Below are 14,494 nucleotides of genomic sequence, written 5' to 3'. Positions count from 1 at the left end.
GGGCGCGCGGGACGCGACGGTCCGGCCGCGCGCGGCGACGCACGCCGGGGGGGAACCCGCCCGTGGACGCCCCGGGGGCGCGGCAGCGCCGCACGCGCGCGGCTGTCACGGACGCCGGCGCGAGCCCTCTCAACGGGGGGGGAGCGCCGAGGACACGCTTGAAGCCGATCGCCGTCGCCATCACCTGCCTGCTCGCCGCCTCGGCCGTCGCCGCGGAGCCGGACCCGGCCCGCGCGGACGCCGTCGTGGCCGTGCGGACCCCGCGGCCCATCGCGCTGGACGGGCGGCTCGACGAGGAGGAGTGGGCCGCCGCGCCCGCGTACAGCCGGTTCGTCGAGAGCTTCCCGAACCCCGGGCTGCCCGCGAGCTTCCGCACCGAGGTCCGGGTCCTCTACGACGACGCCATGGTGTACGTAGGCGTGATCTGCTTCGACCCGCAGCCCGGCGCCGTCGTGCGCCAGCTCGCGCGCCGCGACACCGACACCACCGCGGACCGCGTCGAGGTGGCCATCGACTCGGGCGGGGGCGGGCGCACCGCCTACGTGTTCACCGTGAACGCCGCCGGTGTGCTCCGCGACCAGCTCGTCTACGCGGACGTGAACACGACGGACAGCTGGGACGCGGTCTGGGACGCGGCCGTGGCGGACGACGCGCGCGGCTGGTCGGTCGAGCTCGCCATCCCGCTCCGGCAGCTCCGCTTCTCGTCGGCGCCCGAGCAGCAGTGGGGCTTCGTGGTGCGCCGGCACGTGCCGCGGACGCACCAGGTGTTCGGGACGGTGCTCGTGCCCCGCGAGGCGAACCCGCTCAACCCGGGCAACCTGGTGGTCTCGCGGTTCGGCCGGCTGGAGGGGCTCTCGGAGCTCGCCCCGCCGCGGGGCCTCGAGCTCCTGCCGTACGTCGCCGCGCGCGCCACGGTGCGCCCGCAGTACTCGGACCCCTCCCGGCCCGATCCCCGGCTGGTGGACCCGCTCGTGGACGTCGGGCTCGACCTGAAGTCGCCCCTCGGCTCGGGCCTCACGCTCACCGGCGCCATCAACCCCGACTTCGGCCAGGTCGAGAGCGACCAGGTCATCCAGAACCTCCAGAACTCGGAGCCGTTCTTCCCCGAGAAGCGGCCGTTCTTCATGGAGGGGCTCGACGTGTTCGAGCCGGTGGGCAGCGAGTACGGCGCGCAGCAGCAGCTCTTCTACTCCCGTCGCATCGGCCTCGACGCCCCCATCCTCGGCGCCGCCAAGGTCACCGGCAGCGTGCGCCGCGGGCTCGAGCTCGGCGTGCTCGACTCGGTGGTCATGGGCGCCGGGAACGCGGCGCTCGTGCCGCTCGGCTACGGGAACCCGGATCCGGCCGCGCTCGCGCCGGTGGAGCAGGACCCGGACCGCAGCTGGCGGTTCCGCCTGCGGCAGCCCTTCCGGCTCGGCCCGGAGAACGCGCTGCCGTCGGCGCACCCGGTCAGCACCAACTACTTCGCCGCCGTCGCCCGGCAGCGGCTCGGGGGGCGCGCCACCGCGGGCGCCATGTTCACCGCGGCGACGCCGCTCGAGCCGCGCTGCCGGCGGCGCGAGTTCGCCACCGAGGATGACTACCGGGCGGCCGGGTGCGCGTCGCGCGGCTCCAACGCGCTCGGGCTGGACCTCACCGTGCCGGGCGACTGGGGCGGCTTCGCGCAGGTGGAGGCCTCGCAGGCGGTGGGCGGGCCCGAGGGCGGGCGCACGCTCCGCGACGGCACGGTGCTGCGGGCGGGCGATCTCGGGTTCGGCGGCCACATGCGCTGGGGCAAGCTCGGCGGCGAGCCGTGGCGCTTCGAGGTGCAGTACCTCTACGAGGACGCCAAGCTCGATCTGAACGACGTCGGGTACCAGCCGCTCTCCGACTTCCAGTGGGTGGACCTGGTCGGCCGCTACGTCCGGCCCAACGGCTTCGGCCCGTTCCACTCGTTCAGCGCCGACAGCACGCTCGACGTCAACTGGGACGCCGACGGGAAGATGGCGCGGAGCCTCAACTGGTGGACCTCGGCGAAGCTCCAGCTCCCCGGGTACGAGGAGCTGAGGGTGCGGCTCAACGTCGAGCACCCGCAGTGGGACACGCGCGAGATCGCGCGCTCGGGCATCGCGTTCGAGCGCACCGGCCACTGGTACGTGACCGCGAGCCTGGCCTCGGACCCGCACCGCGAGCTGCAGGGCAAGGTCGAGGTCGTCTACTTCCGCACCATGGACGAGGGCCCGTTCGGCCCATCGAGCGGCTGGTCCGGCTCGCTCACCGGGAGCTGGCGGCCGCACCCGCGCCTCGAGACGAAGCTCGAGGCGGGGTACGAGCACAAGCCGCAGGGGCCGCGCTGGCTGGAGACGCTCGCCGACGGCACCGCGGTGTTCGGGGTGCAGGATCCGCGGTTCGTGTCGGTGACCCTGCGGCAGCAGCTCGTGTTCACCCCGCGGCTGAGCGCGCAGCTCTACGCGCAGGCGTTCAGCTCGGCCATCCGCTGGGGCGACACGTTCTACGGCGCGTCGGTGACCGGCCGCCGGCGCGTGTCCTGGGCCGATCTCGCGCCGGTCCCGTACGCGGGCGATCCGGCCTCGCACGACGCGACCGTGAACCTGAACGCGGTGGTCCGGTGGGAGTATCGCCTGGGCTCCACGCTGTACGTCGTCTACACGCGCTCACAGAGCGAGCTGCCCGCGCGCGACGGGGACGTGCCGAGCGGCCTCGGCTCACCCGACCTGTTCCGCGGCCGGGCGGTGGACACGTTCCTGGTGAAGTGGAGCTGGTGGCGGGGCGGGTGAGCGTCCGGCGCGGAGGAACGGCGGCATCCGGCCGCAACCCTTCGATGGCGTGGACGCGGCCGGGACACGGACACACCGTCGAGGCGTGTCGCCCGCCGCGGGCGGACCCGCAAGCGAGCGGCTAGGCCGGCGTCCCTCCCCCCCGGGTCCGCCGGCCTCTTCGCGTCCTCCGCCCGCGCTCAGCGGGTCGCCTCGCCGAGCAGGACGCCGCGCAGCCAGCGCGCCGTCTCCAGGAACGACGGGCCGTCGTGGATGAGGTTCCGGCCGCGCTCGACGGTCGAGGTGACGATGCGGTCGCCGAGGCGCCTCGCCCAGCCGCGCGCGGCGGCGAGCGCGCGCGCGTCCACCGGGTGCTCGGGCTCCTGGAACACCACCAGCCACTCCGGTGCGCGGCGCTCCACCTCGCCGAGGTCGAGGGGGGCGTACGCGAACGGCTCTTCGCCGAAGAGGTTCTCGGCGCCGGCGAGCTCGAGGACGTCGTGCACGAACGCGCGGCCGCCGAACCTGCGCGGGTGGGCGCCGAACCACAGCTCGGCGTAGACGCGGGGCCGCGGGGCCGGCGCGCTCGCGACCAGCGCCGCGGCCCCGGCCTCGATCGACGCGCACAGGGCGCGCGCCTCCGCGAGCCGCCCGGTCAGCGCGCCGAGCGCGACGGCGTTCTCGAGGATCCCGAACCGGCTCTGCGGCACCGGGAGCAGGTAGGCCGGGAGCCCCTCCGCGGCCAGCCGCCGCGCCAGCGGGAGCTGGACTCCGTCGGTCACCACCACGAGGTCGGGGGCGGCGGCGCGGATCGCGGCAGGGTCGGCGCGCACGTAGTCGCCGACCACCGGCGCGGCGAGGCCCGGGACGTAGCGCGCGCAGTACGGCGAGACGCCGACCACCGCGGCGCCGGCGCCGACGGCGAACAGCGTCTCGGTGGCCGACGAGACCAGGCTCACCACGCGCCTGGCCGGGCCGTCGAGCGTGAACGTGTTCCCGAGGACGGGGCTCGTCACCTTCACGGCGGGGCCCCTCACGCCGGCCCCGCCGCGTGCTCGTGCCCGAGGTGCCGCCGGAAGAAGCCGTGGAACCGGTGCGGGAAGGACGCGCCGGTCAGCACCATGAACGGGCAGAGATCGTGGACGGGCTCGACGCCGCTGGCGCGGCACAGGGCCAGCGCGCCCGGCGTGGCCGAGCCGGCGCCCGCGCCGCGGTGCAGCCAGATCCGCCGGATGCCGGCGCGGAGCGCGTCGCCGACCACGGCCTCGGTCGCGGAGCGCGGGGTGACGATGATGGCGGCCTCGGCCGGCGGCTCGACGTCGGCGAGGGAGGCGAAGGCGAGGCGGCCGTCCACCTCGGCGAGCGCCGGATTCACGGGGACGGCGTCGTAGCCGCGGGCCACGAGCTCGCGGAACAGGTAGCGGCTGAAGTCCTTCTCGTCGCGCGACACGCCGGCGACGGCGATGCGGCGCACGGCGAGGATCTCGCGGGCACGATCGACGGGGAGCGTCATGGCGGTCCTCCTGGCGCCTGTCTACACCCGCGGCGCGTGCGGCGGGGCACCGGATTCTCGGGGACGCCCGATCGATCGGCGCCGCCGCACGCCGAGGGAGGATGCGCCGCCCTGGTCGCCCGGGACCGGATGGGAGGTTTCGCCGAAGGTGACGGAGCTCTCGGCTAGAGTTGCCGGGGTGCGAGGGCGCGGTCGCGCCCGGCCGGAGGAGCGATGGGGCGTGGGCGCTGCGACCAGTGCGGGGAGGAGCACGAGGAGCTGGAGCCCGGCTTTCACCGGCCGGACGCGGTGTTCGCGGTCCCGGAGGAGGAGCGGGCCGACCGGGTCCGCGAGTCGGATGACCTCGTCTCCATCGACGGCGAGGCGTTCTTCATCCGCTGCGTGGCGCCGATCCCGGTGCGCGGGCGCGAGGAGCCGTACCGCTGGGGCTTCTGGGTGAAGGTCGCGCGGGAGGACTTCGAGGCGTACCGGCGGACCTTCGACGGCGGCGCGCCCGCCGACCACCCCGGGTTCCGGGGCACGCTCGCGAACCAGTCGCACGTCCTCCCGCCCACCCTGGGCCTCGAGGTGCACGTCCACCTCGGCCGCGGCCGGCAGCGGCCCAGCCTCATGCTGCTGGACGGCTCGCACGTCCTCACGCGGGCGCAGGAGATCGGCGTCGTGCCCGCCGTGATCCGCGCCTGGTCGGAGCGTTGCGCCCACGGCGCGCCCGCGGCGCCGCCGGACGAGTCGGAGCCGGAGCCCGCGCCCACGCTGGAGGAGGAGGGCTGGAGGCTGCTCCATCCCGGCGAGGTGGGACGCGTGGCGGAGGCGCTCGCGGCGCCACCCGCGCCGGGCGACCTCGTGAAGGCGTCGTTCGCGTTCCTCGCCGCGGGGCCGCACGGCGAGCTCACCGAGCGGACCGAGCACATGTGGGTCCAGCTCGACGCGGTGCGCGAGGACGGCTGGTGGGGCGGGACGCTCGACAACCAGCCGTTCGTGCCCGGCCCGCTCGCGGCCGGCACGCGGGTCTGGCTGCGCGCCGAGCACGTGCTCGCGTTCCTCGCGGGCGCGCCGGCCGCACCGGGCGCCGGCGAGGCCGGCGCCCAGCCGGCGGCGAAGGGGCGCGTCAGCAGCCTCCGCCGCTGGCTCCGCCGCGTGCGCGGCGACGCGTGAGGGCGGGCATCGGCCCGGGGGGCGGCTGCCTGCCGACCTGAGCGGGCGTCTCCCGCGCGGCTCCACGTCCGTCGTGGCCAGGTCAGTCGAGCAGCGTGAACGTCACGACACGGCTGACCCCGTCCGGCATCACGACGTGCAAATCAAAGGTCCCGGAGCCCAGGCGCTGCGTCGCGAGCTGCAGCACGTACTGCATCGCGTCCGGGTCATAGCGAAATGCGCCGGTCGCGAGCTTCATGGTCATCGAGCCCCCATCCGCGTGCGCGCTGATGAACGCGCTCGCAGCGAGATCGGCGATCCGGGCGCTGGCCCCGGTGAGCTGGAACTTGACCGGAATCGTGCTCCCGAGGCGGAGCATCGCGATGGCGTCTCTTCGGAGCGGAGGAAGAACGCCGCTCCACGAGAACGAGACGTTCACACGGAACGACCCCGTGCCGACGTTTCCCGCAGCGTCCGTGGCCAGGCAAGTCGTCTCCGTCGTGCCCGGAGGAAACAGCGATCCCGACGCTGGCTCGCAGATCGGCGTGAGGGCCCCGCTCCCCTCGTCCTCGGCGGAGACGACGTAGGTCACGATGGCTCCCTGGGAGCTGGTGGCGCTCACCTGGAGGTCGTCCGGCACGAGCACCAGCGGCGCCTCGAGGTCGTCGAAGCGCGCCGAGACCGTCGTGGCGCGGTCCACCAGCACCTCGCAGCCAGCGACGCCGTCGCAGGCGCCGGACCAGCCGACGAAGGTCGATCCCGGGTCCGGAACGGCCGTGAGGGTCACCAGCGTCGGTGCGTCGAACGGCGCGGCGCACGTGGCGCCGCAATCGATGCCGCCGGGCGACGAGACGATGGTCCCGGCCCCGCTTCCGGTTCGCTCGGTCGTCAGGTACGCCCACGTCATCAGGAGCCGCCCCGCGACGGGCAGCAGCTCCCCCAGGCCACCCCATCCCGTGCGCCCGGCATGCGCGACGAGCGAGGTCCCGTGGCCATCGCTTGCCAGGTCCGCGGCAGCGGCCTGTGCGGTGACGACCTGGTCCTCCGCGTCGAGGACGACGCCGTCGGCGCTGATCCTGCGCTCGACGATGGAGTCGGAGGTCGACCACAGCGCGACGAAGTGTAGGCCGTCGTGCGCGATCGCGAGGCCGGGCTGCTGGAGGACGGCGTCCGTCACCGGGAACGACGAGGGATCGAAGCCGGTCGCGCCCGGGTCGAGGGTGGAGGCGGCGATGCGGTACTCGCACCGCGGAAGGCTGAGGTCCCGGGAATCACGCCACAGCACGACGCAGGCCCCGTCGGCGCACGCGATGCTGGGCGCCGGGCCGGACGTGCAACCGACAAGGTAGCTCGTGCCGGCATCGGCGATCGCGAGCCCCGGCGAGTCCAGCGCTACCCCGGCGCCGTCGACCCGGGCGGCGAAGACGTCGCCAGAGCTCCACACCAGGATGAAGCGGGCGCCGTCGAACGCCACGGCCGGCTCGAACGCTTCGCTCGTCGCGAGGTGGTCGGTGTCGACCGGCTGGAGGAAGTCGGCGCCTCCCAGAAGGGCGGCGCGCAACCGTTCGCCCCCGTGCTCCTGCTCGTCCCACGCCACGAGCACGTTCGTCCCGTCGAACGCGGTGGAAACCCGTGGCGGCGAGAGCCGATCACAGGCGGCTCCGCAGAACGGGCACGTCTCGGAGTCGGAGATCAGCAGCTCGGCGGGATCGACGAGGCTTCCGTCGGCCCCGACGCGTCGCGCGAGGACGTGGAGCTTGCTCCCGCTGCTCGGCATGCACTCGGGGGTGGCATTGAAGCGGTACTCGGCCCAGGTGACGAGGAAGTTCGTGCCGTCGTGGATCACGTCCAGCGTGTAGGCGCCGGGCGGCGCCACCGGGATGCCGTCGGCGTCGATCACGGTGCCGTCCAGCGCCACGCGCGACGCGACGATGCCCCGCCCGTCGATCCATGCGACCAGGTACCGAGCTCCATCGAACGCCACCTTGGCGCCGCTCCCCGGCCAGGCCACGTCGATCCCGATTTCCGGAGAGACGACCGGATCCAGGACCGCCGGGAATCGCGACGCATCCAACGTCGCCGCCGGCACGGTGAGGACGATGTGTCCTCCCTCGAACCTGGCGGGCACCGGCGTCGCGCGACCGGTCGCATCGATCCAGCTCGCGTGACCATATCGGAAGGGCAGGTCGTCTCCGCGACCCTGGAAGTGGAGCCCCGTGCGTGTCTCGGCGCGGAACGCGGCACCGCCCACGCGCACGCGCACCGAGAGATCGCCTCCCCCCGCGGGCCGACCGGCGAACTCCCAGGACTGCTCGAGGCCTGCCTCCCCGTTCTCGATCCGTTCGACGACGCCGCCGCGGGCGAAGGACAGGCCACCTGCGCCGTCGGCTCGCGCGCCCGATGGACGGCCACCGATCGGCGTGCCACCGCGGGCGATCTGCACGGTCTCGAGCTCGAGCGCCGCGTCGGAGCCCTTGACCCGCGGGCGGACGGTGAAGGTCCCATCGCCGCGCGCGTCCACCGTGTACAGCCGATGTCCGCTCGTGAACCCCGTTCCCTCCGGCGAGCGCTCGAAGACGCTCGCGCGCGCGAGCTGCGCCACGCGCAGCGCGGAGGACGGGGACGAGACGACGGCGCTCTCCACGCACGCGTCGCCGCTGGTCCCACAGGCGGCGAGCGCGACGGCGAGCGTCACGAAGGTCGACGTGAAGCGGCTCATGCGACTCCCCCTGGGGTCGCACGCTGGGACTCACGCATGAACGCCCGGTGCGACGCGCGGGGCCCAGAGCAGCACCCCGGCCATCGCGACCGCAATCGACAATCAGGGGTGCGTGGAAGTGACTAGGAGTGCTCATGTACGGGGCTCACGGGACCTGCTCACCCCCGGTTCACCCGGAGCCGCCTCGGCAGCACCACCCGCCGCGCGCCGCAGGCGGCCGCGTGGCGTTCCAGGCAGGCGAGGAGGTCCGCGCGATCGAGGCCGGCGCCCGGCTCCACCCACACCGCGCGGACGCGGAGCGCGCCGTCCCGCACCGCGCCGTCCAGCCGGCCCACCAGCGCGTCGCCCTGCAGCAGCGGGCACACGTACCAGCCGAAGCGCCGCAGGTGCGCGGGGCGGTAGACCTCCCAGGTGTAGTCGAAGCCGAACGCGGCGCGGACGAGGCCGCGGTCCCAGAGCAGCGGATCGAGCGGGCCGAGCAGGCGGACGCGGCCGTCGGGCGGCGGGTGCCGGCGGCTCGCGAAGCCGCGCGGCGCGAGGAACGTCCGCCGCGAGCCGGCGACCTGGACGGCCTCCACCGCGCCCTCGGACACGAGCGCCTCCGGGATGCGCGCGCGGCGCGCCGGCTCCAGCATCGACCAGGTGGAGCCGCCGGCGGTGGAGAGGAGGCCGGCGGCCTCCACCCGCTCGACCACCGCCCAGCGGTGGAACGCCTCCGCGCGCCGCGCCCGCGACCGGCCGCGCGGGTGGACGCGCGCCCCGGCGGTGCCCGGCAGGGCGCGCTCCGGGACGTCGTAGACCTTGCCGCGCGCGGAGCGCCCGCACACCACCACCTCGCAGCGCGTCTGCAGGACCTCGAGCGCCATCTTCTCGGCCCGCGGCGTGCCCTTCCAGCCGCTCCAGTCGAGCCGCTCCACCGGGCCGTGGTCGGTGAGGTCGTCCGCGGCCACGGGGCCGCGCGCCCGCACCTCCTCGAGCACCTGCTCCACCACCCCCGGCGGGAGCCGCCGCAGCCGCTCGGCGTGCGACCACCACGGCGCCTCGATCGCGAGCTCGTCGCGGTACCAGGGGAAGGCGCCCGCGGGGAGGAGGCAGCGCTCCTTCGCGAAATGCTCGAACGCGTGACCGGGCAGGAGGTGGCGGTACACGTCGCCCTTCGCGATGCCGTCCACGCGCGCCAGCGCCACCAGGTCCGCGTTGGTGCCGAGCGGATCGAGCGGGTCGAGCTGGATGCAGCGCAGGCGCTCGAGCAGCGCGCGGACGCCGTCCGGGCCGGCCGGGAGCTCCGGCGCGCGGAGCAGGTGGTGGCCGACGAGGAAGGCGCGGGCTTCCGAGGGGGTGAGGGTCGTCATCCGGGTCGCCGCATCCTGGACCTCGGGTATGACGCCCGGCGGGCGGACGCGCGAGCCGATCGCCCGGCGGGCCGCCGCTCAGAGCGCGTGAATCCATCCCCGGACCGAGCCAGGCGGTCGAGACGCGAGCAGCGCGAGGCGCGACGACCGAGCATGCCCCGAGGCATGTGAGGGAGGAGCAACGACGCGATGCGACGCGGATCGGCCGCCGCGGCGACGGGAGGGGATGGGTTCACGTGCTCTCAGGCCCGCCGGGGGACGAGGCGGACGCTGGGCGCCTTCACCATCGCGGTGACCTCGCGGCCGGCGACGAGCCCGAGGCGCTCGGCGCTGGCGCGGGTGACGAGCGCGACCAGCCGGACGCCGACGTCCACGGTGATCCGGACGAGCGGCCCCTCGTCGCGGCGCGCCGCCACCACGCCCGCGAGCCGGTTCTGCGCGGAGGTGGCGTGCTCGCCATCGTGCGGCTCGAGCACCACGTCCTCGGCCCGGACGCAGGCGTACGCCTCGTCCTCCACGCCGCCCGGGTCGAGGGCGACGAGCTCGGCGGCCCCGGCGCGCACCACGGCGAGGCCGTCGTGGCGGCGGAGCAGGCGCGACGGGAACACGTTCTCCGTCCCGACCACCCGGGCCACCTCGGCGTCCACCGGGGCCGAGAAGACCTCGTGGACGGGGCCGACCTGGCGCACGGTGCCGTCGAGGAGCACGGCCAGCCGGTCGCCGAGCGCGAGCGCCTCGGTGCGATCGTGGGTCACGACCACGGCCGGCACGCCCGAGGCCTCCAGCAGGTGGCGGAGCTCGCCGCGGAGCGCCTCGCGGGTCGGCGCGTCGAGCGCGGAGAGCGGCTCGTCGAGCAGCAGGAGCCGCGGCCGCGGCGCGAGCGCGCGGGCGAGCGCCACCCGCTGGCGCTGGCCGCCCGAGAGCTGCCCGGGCCGGCGCGGCAGCAGCTCGCGGATCCCGATCCGCTCCGCGACCTCGGCCACGCGCGCCGCCCGCGCCGCCCGCGGCAGGCGGTGGAGGCCGTACCCGACGTTCGCCGCCACCGAGAGGTGCGGGAACAGCGCGTGGTCCTGGAACAGCAGGCCGATCCCGCGCGCCTGGGGCGGGACGAACACCGCCGGTCCGCGTCGAACCAGGCCTCGCCCCCGAACGAGATGGCGCCGGCGTCGGGCCGGTCGAGCCCGGCGAGCGCGCGCAGCACCGTCGTCTTGCCCGACCCCGAGGGCCCGAACAGCACGGTGACGGCCTCGCGCCCGAGCGGCCAGCTCGCGCGCGCCCGGATGGTGGGGCCGCGCGGGAACCGCCGGACGACGTCGAAGGTCAGCGCTCGTTCCATCGGAAGGCCGGCCGGCGCTGGAGCGCGTAGACGAGCGTGAGCACGCCGAAGGAGATCGCGAGCAGCAGGCCCGCGGTCCGGTGCGCCGCGGCGTACTCGAGCGCCTCGACGTGGTCGAAGATGGCGACCGCCAGCGTGCGGGTCTTGCCGGGGATGTTGCCGCCCACCATGAGGACGACGCCGAACTCGCCCAGCGTGTGCGCGAAGCTCAGCACCGCGCCGGCGAGCACGCCCGGCCAGGCGAGGGGCAGCGTCACGCGCAGGAACGTCCCGAGGCGCGAGACGCCGAGCGTGTGCGACGCCTCGATGAGCCGGCGGTCCACGCCGGCCAGCGCCGCGGCGAAGGGCTGGACGGCGAAGGGGAGGCTGTAGAGCACCGAGGCGACGAGCAGCCCGGCGAAGGAGAACGGGAACGGGTGGCCGGCGAGGGCCTCGAAGGCGCGGCCGGCCGGGCTCCGCGGGCCGAGCCCGGTGAGCAGGTAGAAGCCGAGCACCGTGGGCGGGAGCACGAGCGGGAGCGCCACCACCGCCTCGACCAGGACCTTCCCGCGGAAGCGGCTCACCGTGAGCCACCACGCGAGCGGCAGCCCGACGGCGAGCAGGACCAGCGTGGTGAGCCCGGCGAGCTTCAGCGAGAGCGCGAGCGCGGCGGCGTCCATGGCTACGGGAGCCCGTACCCGTACTTCGCGAGGACGGCGCGGCCCTTCGGGCCGGTCAGGAACGCGAGGAAGGCGCGGGCGAGCGCGGGGTCCCGGGCCGTCCGGAGGACGACGCCGGACTGCGCGATGCCGGGGACGAGCGCCTCGGGGACGGGCACCGCCCTGCCGGCCGCGAGCTCCTTCCCGAGCGCGAGCGAGGAGGGCAGGAACGCCACGTCGGCGGCGCCGGTGCTGGCGAACTGCGCCGCCTGCCCGACGCTGGTGCCGAGGACGAGCCGCGGCCTCACGGCGTCCCAGACGCCGGCGGCCCGCAGGGCCTGCTCCGCGGCGCGGCCGAACGGGGCGAGCGCGGGGTTGGCGATCGCGATCCGCCGCACCCCGGGATCGGCCAGCGCCGCCAGCCCGCGCTGCTCGAGCGGCACCGTCGAGCCGGGCGGGAGCCACACCACCAGCCTCCCGAGCGCGTAGACCTTCTCGTCCGCGGCGTCGGCCAGCCCCGCGGCGATCACCTTGGCCGGGTAGTCGCGGTCGGCGGAGAGGAACACGTCGAAGGGGGCGCCGTTCCGGAGCTGCGCGAAGAACGCGCCGGACGCGCCGAAGGTGAGCGCCACCCGGACCCCCGGGCGCTCGGCCTCGAAGGCCTGTCGCAGCTCCTCGGCTGCGGGCTTGAGGTTCGCCGCGGCGGCGACGGTGAGCGTGGCCCCGGGCGCCTGCGCCCGCGCGGGCGCGGCCGCGAGGAGCGCCGGGAGCGCGACGGCGAGCAGGCTGCGGCGGATCACGGTGGCACTCCGGATGGGACGAACGGGTAACAACAAGCAACCCTATACTCCGCTAAAGCCGCATACGGCAACCAGCGTCGGCCAGTCCGGTTCGCCAGGCGCCGCCGCGGCTGCTAGAGTCGGGGGCGCGCATGCCCGATCAGCTGCTCACGACCGCCGAGGTCGCCGAGGTCCTCCGGGTCCACCCGAAGCACGTGTACCGGCTGCTGAGGCGCGGGCTCCCCGCCCGCCGCGTCGGCGCGGAGTGGCGCTTCTCGCGCGAGGACGTGCTGGCCTGGTCGGGCGGCAGGGCGGCCGAGGCGCGCAGCGAGACGCCCGCGCCCGCCGCACGGGGCGCGCTCGACGCGGCCCCCGCGCTCGTCGCCGCGAACGGCGACGTGGCCGTGCTCTCGCTGCTCGCGCTCGCCGCGGCGCAGGGGCCGCCGCTCCTCGGCTTCGTGCAGGCCGACATGGCCGAGGCCGCCGACCTGCTGCGGCGCCGCGCGGTGCTGGCGGCGGGCGCGCACGCGGGCGGGTTCCCGAGCCACGTGGGCGACGACCGGGTGGCGCGGATCCACCTCGTCACGCGCGAGATCGGGCTCGTCCACCCGCCGGGCCGGCCGGTGACGCTGGAGGAGCTGCCCCGCCGCCGGCTCGCGTCCCGCCCCGGGAGCGCCGGCGTCCGCAGGCACCTCGACGAGGCGCTGCGCGCCCGGAAGCTCGACCCGGCGCGCGCCCACCGGAAGGCGCTCCTGCTGCGCTCGCACCTCGAGGTCGCGCTGGCCGTGGCGGCGGGGCGCGCCGACGTGGGGCTCTGCTCGCGCGCGTGGGGGGAGCGCGCCGGGCTCGCGTTCCTGCCCATCGCCACCGAGCCGTACGGGCTGATCGTGAAGGCGTGCGACCTCGGCGACGCGCGCGTGGTGCGGCTCTGCGAGGTGGCGCAGGGCAGGGCGTTCCGCGCCGAGGCCGGCGCCATCCCCGGCTACGACGTCGAGGGCGCGGGCGACATCCGCTACGACGCCTGAGCCATCGCGCCGGCGGGGCGTGCGCGAGCGCCGGAAAGGGAACGGCCGCGACCGGCGGAGCCGATCGCGGCCGTGAGGCGATCCGCGGCGAGGGCTAGTTGCCGGACGGGACCTTCCCCTCGACGCCCTTCACGTAGAAGTTGATGGCGCCCTTCCACGCGTCGTCGGCGACGGCGTCCTTCGCGAGGACCTCCTTGCCGGCGTTGTCCACGAGCGGGCCCTTGAACACGGCGACCGCGCCGGTCTTCAGCCCCTCGCGCGCGGTCTCGAGCGCCTGCTGGACGTCGGCCGGGAGGAAGGAGGCGGGCTTGACGTAGTCGATCATGCCCTCCTTCACGCCCCACTTCGTCACCTCGGTCTTCCAGGTGTTGTCCATCGCCTCGCGGAACGACTTCTCGTAGTAGACGGCCCAGTTCAGCGCGACCGAGCCGAGGTGCGCCTTGGGCGCGAACGCGCTCATGTCGCTGTCCCAGCCGAAGCCGAGCTTGCCGTTGCGCTCGGCGGCCTGGAGGACGGCGGTCGAGTCGGTGTTCTGCAGCAGCACGTCGGCGCCCTGGTTCAGCAGCGACTGGGCGGCCTCGGTCTCCTTGGGCGGGTCGAACCAGGAGTTCACCCACACCACCCGCGTCTTCACCTTCGGGTTCACGCTCTGCGCGCCCAGGGTGTACGCGTTGATGTTGCGGAGCACCTCGGGGATCGGGAACGAGCCGACGAAGCCGAGGGTGTTGGTCTTCGTCATCTTGCCGGCCACCACGCCGGCGAGGTAGGCGCCCTCGTAGAACTTCGCCTCGTAGACGCGCAGGTTGTCGGAGGTCTTGTAGCCGGTGGCGTGCTCGAAGCGCACCTCCGGGTTGTCCTTCGCCACCTTCACGATCGACTCCATGAAGCCGAACGAGGTGGCGAACACGAGCTTGTTGCCCTGCGCGACGAGGTCGCGGAGCACGCGCTCGGCGTCGGGGCCCTCGGGGACCTTCTCGACGAAGGTGGTGGTGACCTTGTCCGCGCCGAGCTTCTCGACCGCGGCGCGGCGGCCGAGGTCGTGCGAGTAGCTCCAGCCGGCGTCGCCGACGGGGCCGACGTAGATGAAGGCGGCCTTGAGCGGCTCGGGCTTGGCCGGCGCGGGCGCGGCGGCGGGCGCGGGCGGCGCCTCCTTCTTGGAGCAGGCGGCGAGCGTCGCGCCGAGCAGCAGCGCGCCGAGCGCGATCCGGCGGGTGAACGAGCGATTCATGGTGTCGATCTCCC

11 protein-coding genes and 1 pseudogene are annotated in these 14,494 nt (G+C 75.1%); 3 read left to right on the top strand and 9 right to left on the bottom strand.

Translation table 11 applies throughout. From position 1 onward, the window contains the following. Nucleotides 1-158 precede the first annotated feature (158 nt). A complete protein-coding gene (locus ACOQFB_RS15910) occupies nt 159-2,777 on the top strand; it encodes a DUF5916 domain-containing protein (protein ID WP_421609380.1) in 2,619 nt (872 codons plus the stop codon). Between the two features lie 179 nt (nt 2,778-2,956). Here the strand turns inward: ACOQFB_RS15910 and ACOQFB_RS15905 are convergent, their stop codons facing one another. Further along, nucleotides 2,957-3,778: an ABC transporter substrate-binding protein gene (locus ACOQFB_RS15905; protein WP_421609379.1), complete on the bottom strand. Its 822-nt coding sequence runs from the start codon at nt 3,776-3,778 to the stop codon at nt 2,957-2,959. An 11-nt stretch (nt 3,779-3,789) separates the two neighbouring features. Next, complete coding sequence (locus ACOQFB_RS15900; protein ID WP_059435958.1) at nt 3,790-4,269, bottom strand: CoA-binding protein; 480 nt, start codon at nt 4,267-4,269, stop codon at nt 3,790-3,792. Nucleotides 4,270-4,482: 213 nt separating this feature from the next. On the opposite strand from ACOQFB_RS15900, the gene ACOQFB_RS15895 reads away from it, so the two are divergent. Continuing rightward, nucleotides 4,483-5,424 carry a DUF2199 domain-containing protein gene (locus tag ACOQFB_RS15895; protein WP_421609378.1) on the top strand — a complete coding sequence of 314 codons (942 nt, stop codon included), beginning with the start codon at nt 4,483-4,485 and terminating at the stop codon, nt 5,422-5,424. Nucleotides 5,425-5,506: 82 nt separating this feature from the next. Here ACOQFB_RS15895 and ACOQFB_RS15890 read toward each other — a convergent pair whose 3' ends face one another. The 6 genes and pseudogenes from ACOQFB_RS15890 to modA all read right to left on the bottom strand — a co-directional run bounded on the left by ACOQFB_RS15890 (nt 5,507) and on the right by modA (nt 12,248). Next, entirely contained in the window at nt 5,507-8,122 is a 2,616-nt protein-coding gene (locus tag ACOQFB_RS15890) for a PxKF domain-containing protein (protein WP_059435960.1), read from the bottom strand. A gap of 158 nt (nt 8,123-8,280) precedes the next feature. Beyond that, nucleotides 8,281-9,474, bottom strand: a complete 1,194-nt coding sequence (locus ACOQFB_RS15885) for a winged helix-turn-helix domain-containing protein (RefSeq protein ID WP_059435961.1) — start codon at nt 9,472-9,474, stop codon at nt 8,281-8,283. A 242-nt stretch (nt 9,475-9,716) separates the two neighbouring features. After that, nucleotides 9,717-10,589 carry an ATP-binding cassette domain-containing protein gene (locus ACOQFB_RS15880; RefSeq protein WP_494492272.1) on the bottom strand — a complete coding sequence of 291 codons (873 nt, stop codon included), beginning with the start codon at nt 10,587-10,589 and terminating at the stop codon, nt 9,717-9,719. Nucleotides 10,590-10,648: 59 nt separating this feature from the next. Next, a pseudogene (locus tag ACOQFB_RS15875) lies at nt 10,649-10,810 on the bottom strand (ATP-binding cassette domain-containing protein); the annotation flags it as partial. Then, the gene (modB, locus tag ACOQFB_RS15870) at nt 10,795-11,469 is read right to left on the bottom strand and encodes a molybdate ABC transporter permease subunit (RefSeq protein WP_421609376.1); all 675 of its coding nucleotides are present in this window, start codon (nt 11,467-11,469) and stop codon (nt 10,795-10,797) included. The pseudogene ACOQFB_RS15875 and the gene modB, both read right to left, overlap by 16 nt. A gap of 2 nt (nt 11,470-11,471) precedes the next feature. After that, the gene (gene modA / locus ACOQFB_RS15865) at nt 11,472-12,248 is read right to left on the bottom strand and encodes a molybdate ABC transporter substrate-binding protein (protein ID WP_421609375.1); all 777 of its coding nucleotides are present in this window, start codon (nt 12,246-12,248) and stop codon (nt 11,472-11,474) included. A 131-nt stretch (nt 12,249-12,379) separates the two neighbouring features. Between modA and ACOQFB_RS15860 the strand changes: the two genes are divergently transcribed. Next, a complete protein-coding gene (locus ACOQFB_RS15860; RefSeq protein ID WP_421609374.1) occupies nt 12,380-13,252 on the top strand; it encodes a substrate-binding domain-containing protein in 873 nt (290 codons plus the stop codon). A 94-nt stretch (nt 13,253-13,346) separates the two neighbouring features. Here the strand turns inward: ACOQFB_RS15860 and ACOQFB_RS15855 are convergent, their stop codons facing one another. Further along, on the bottom strand, nt 13,347-14,480 hold the full coding sequence (locus ACOQFB_RS15855) for a BMP family ABC transporter substrate-binding protein (RefSeq protein ID WP_059435966.1): 1,134 nt from the start codon (nt 14,478-14,480) through the stop codon (nt 13,347-13,349). Between the last annotated feature and the right edge of the window lie 14 nt (nt 14,481-14,494).

This window comes from Anaeromyxobacter sp. Red801, from assembly GCF_049201065.2.
GTDB lineage: Bacteria > Myxococcota > Myxococcia > Myxococcales > Anaeromyxobacteraceae > Anaeromyxobacter.
Note: the sequence above shows the minus strand (reverse complement) of the source record. Positions and strands in the feature narration are given on the sequence as shown.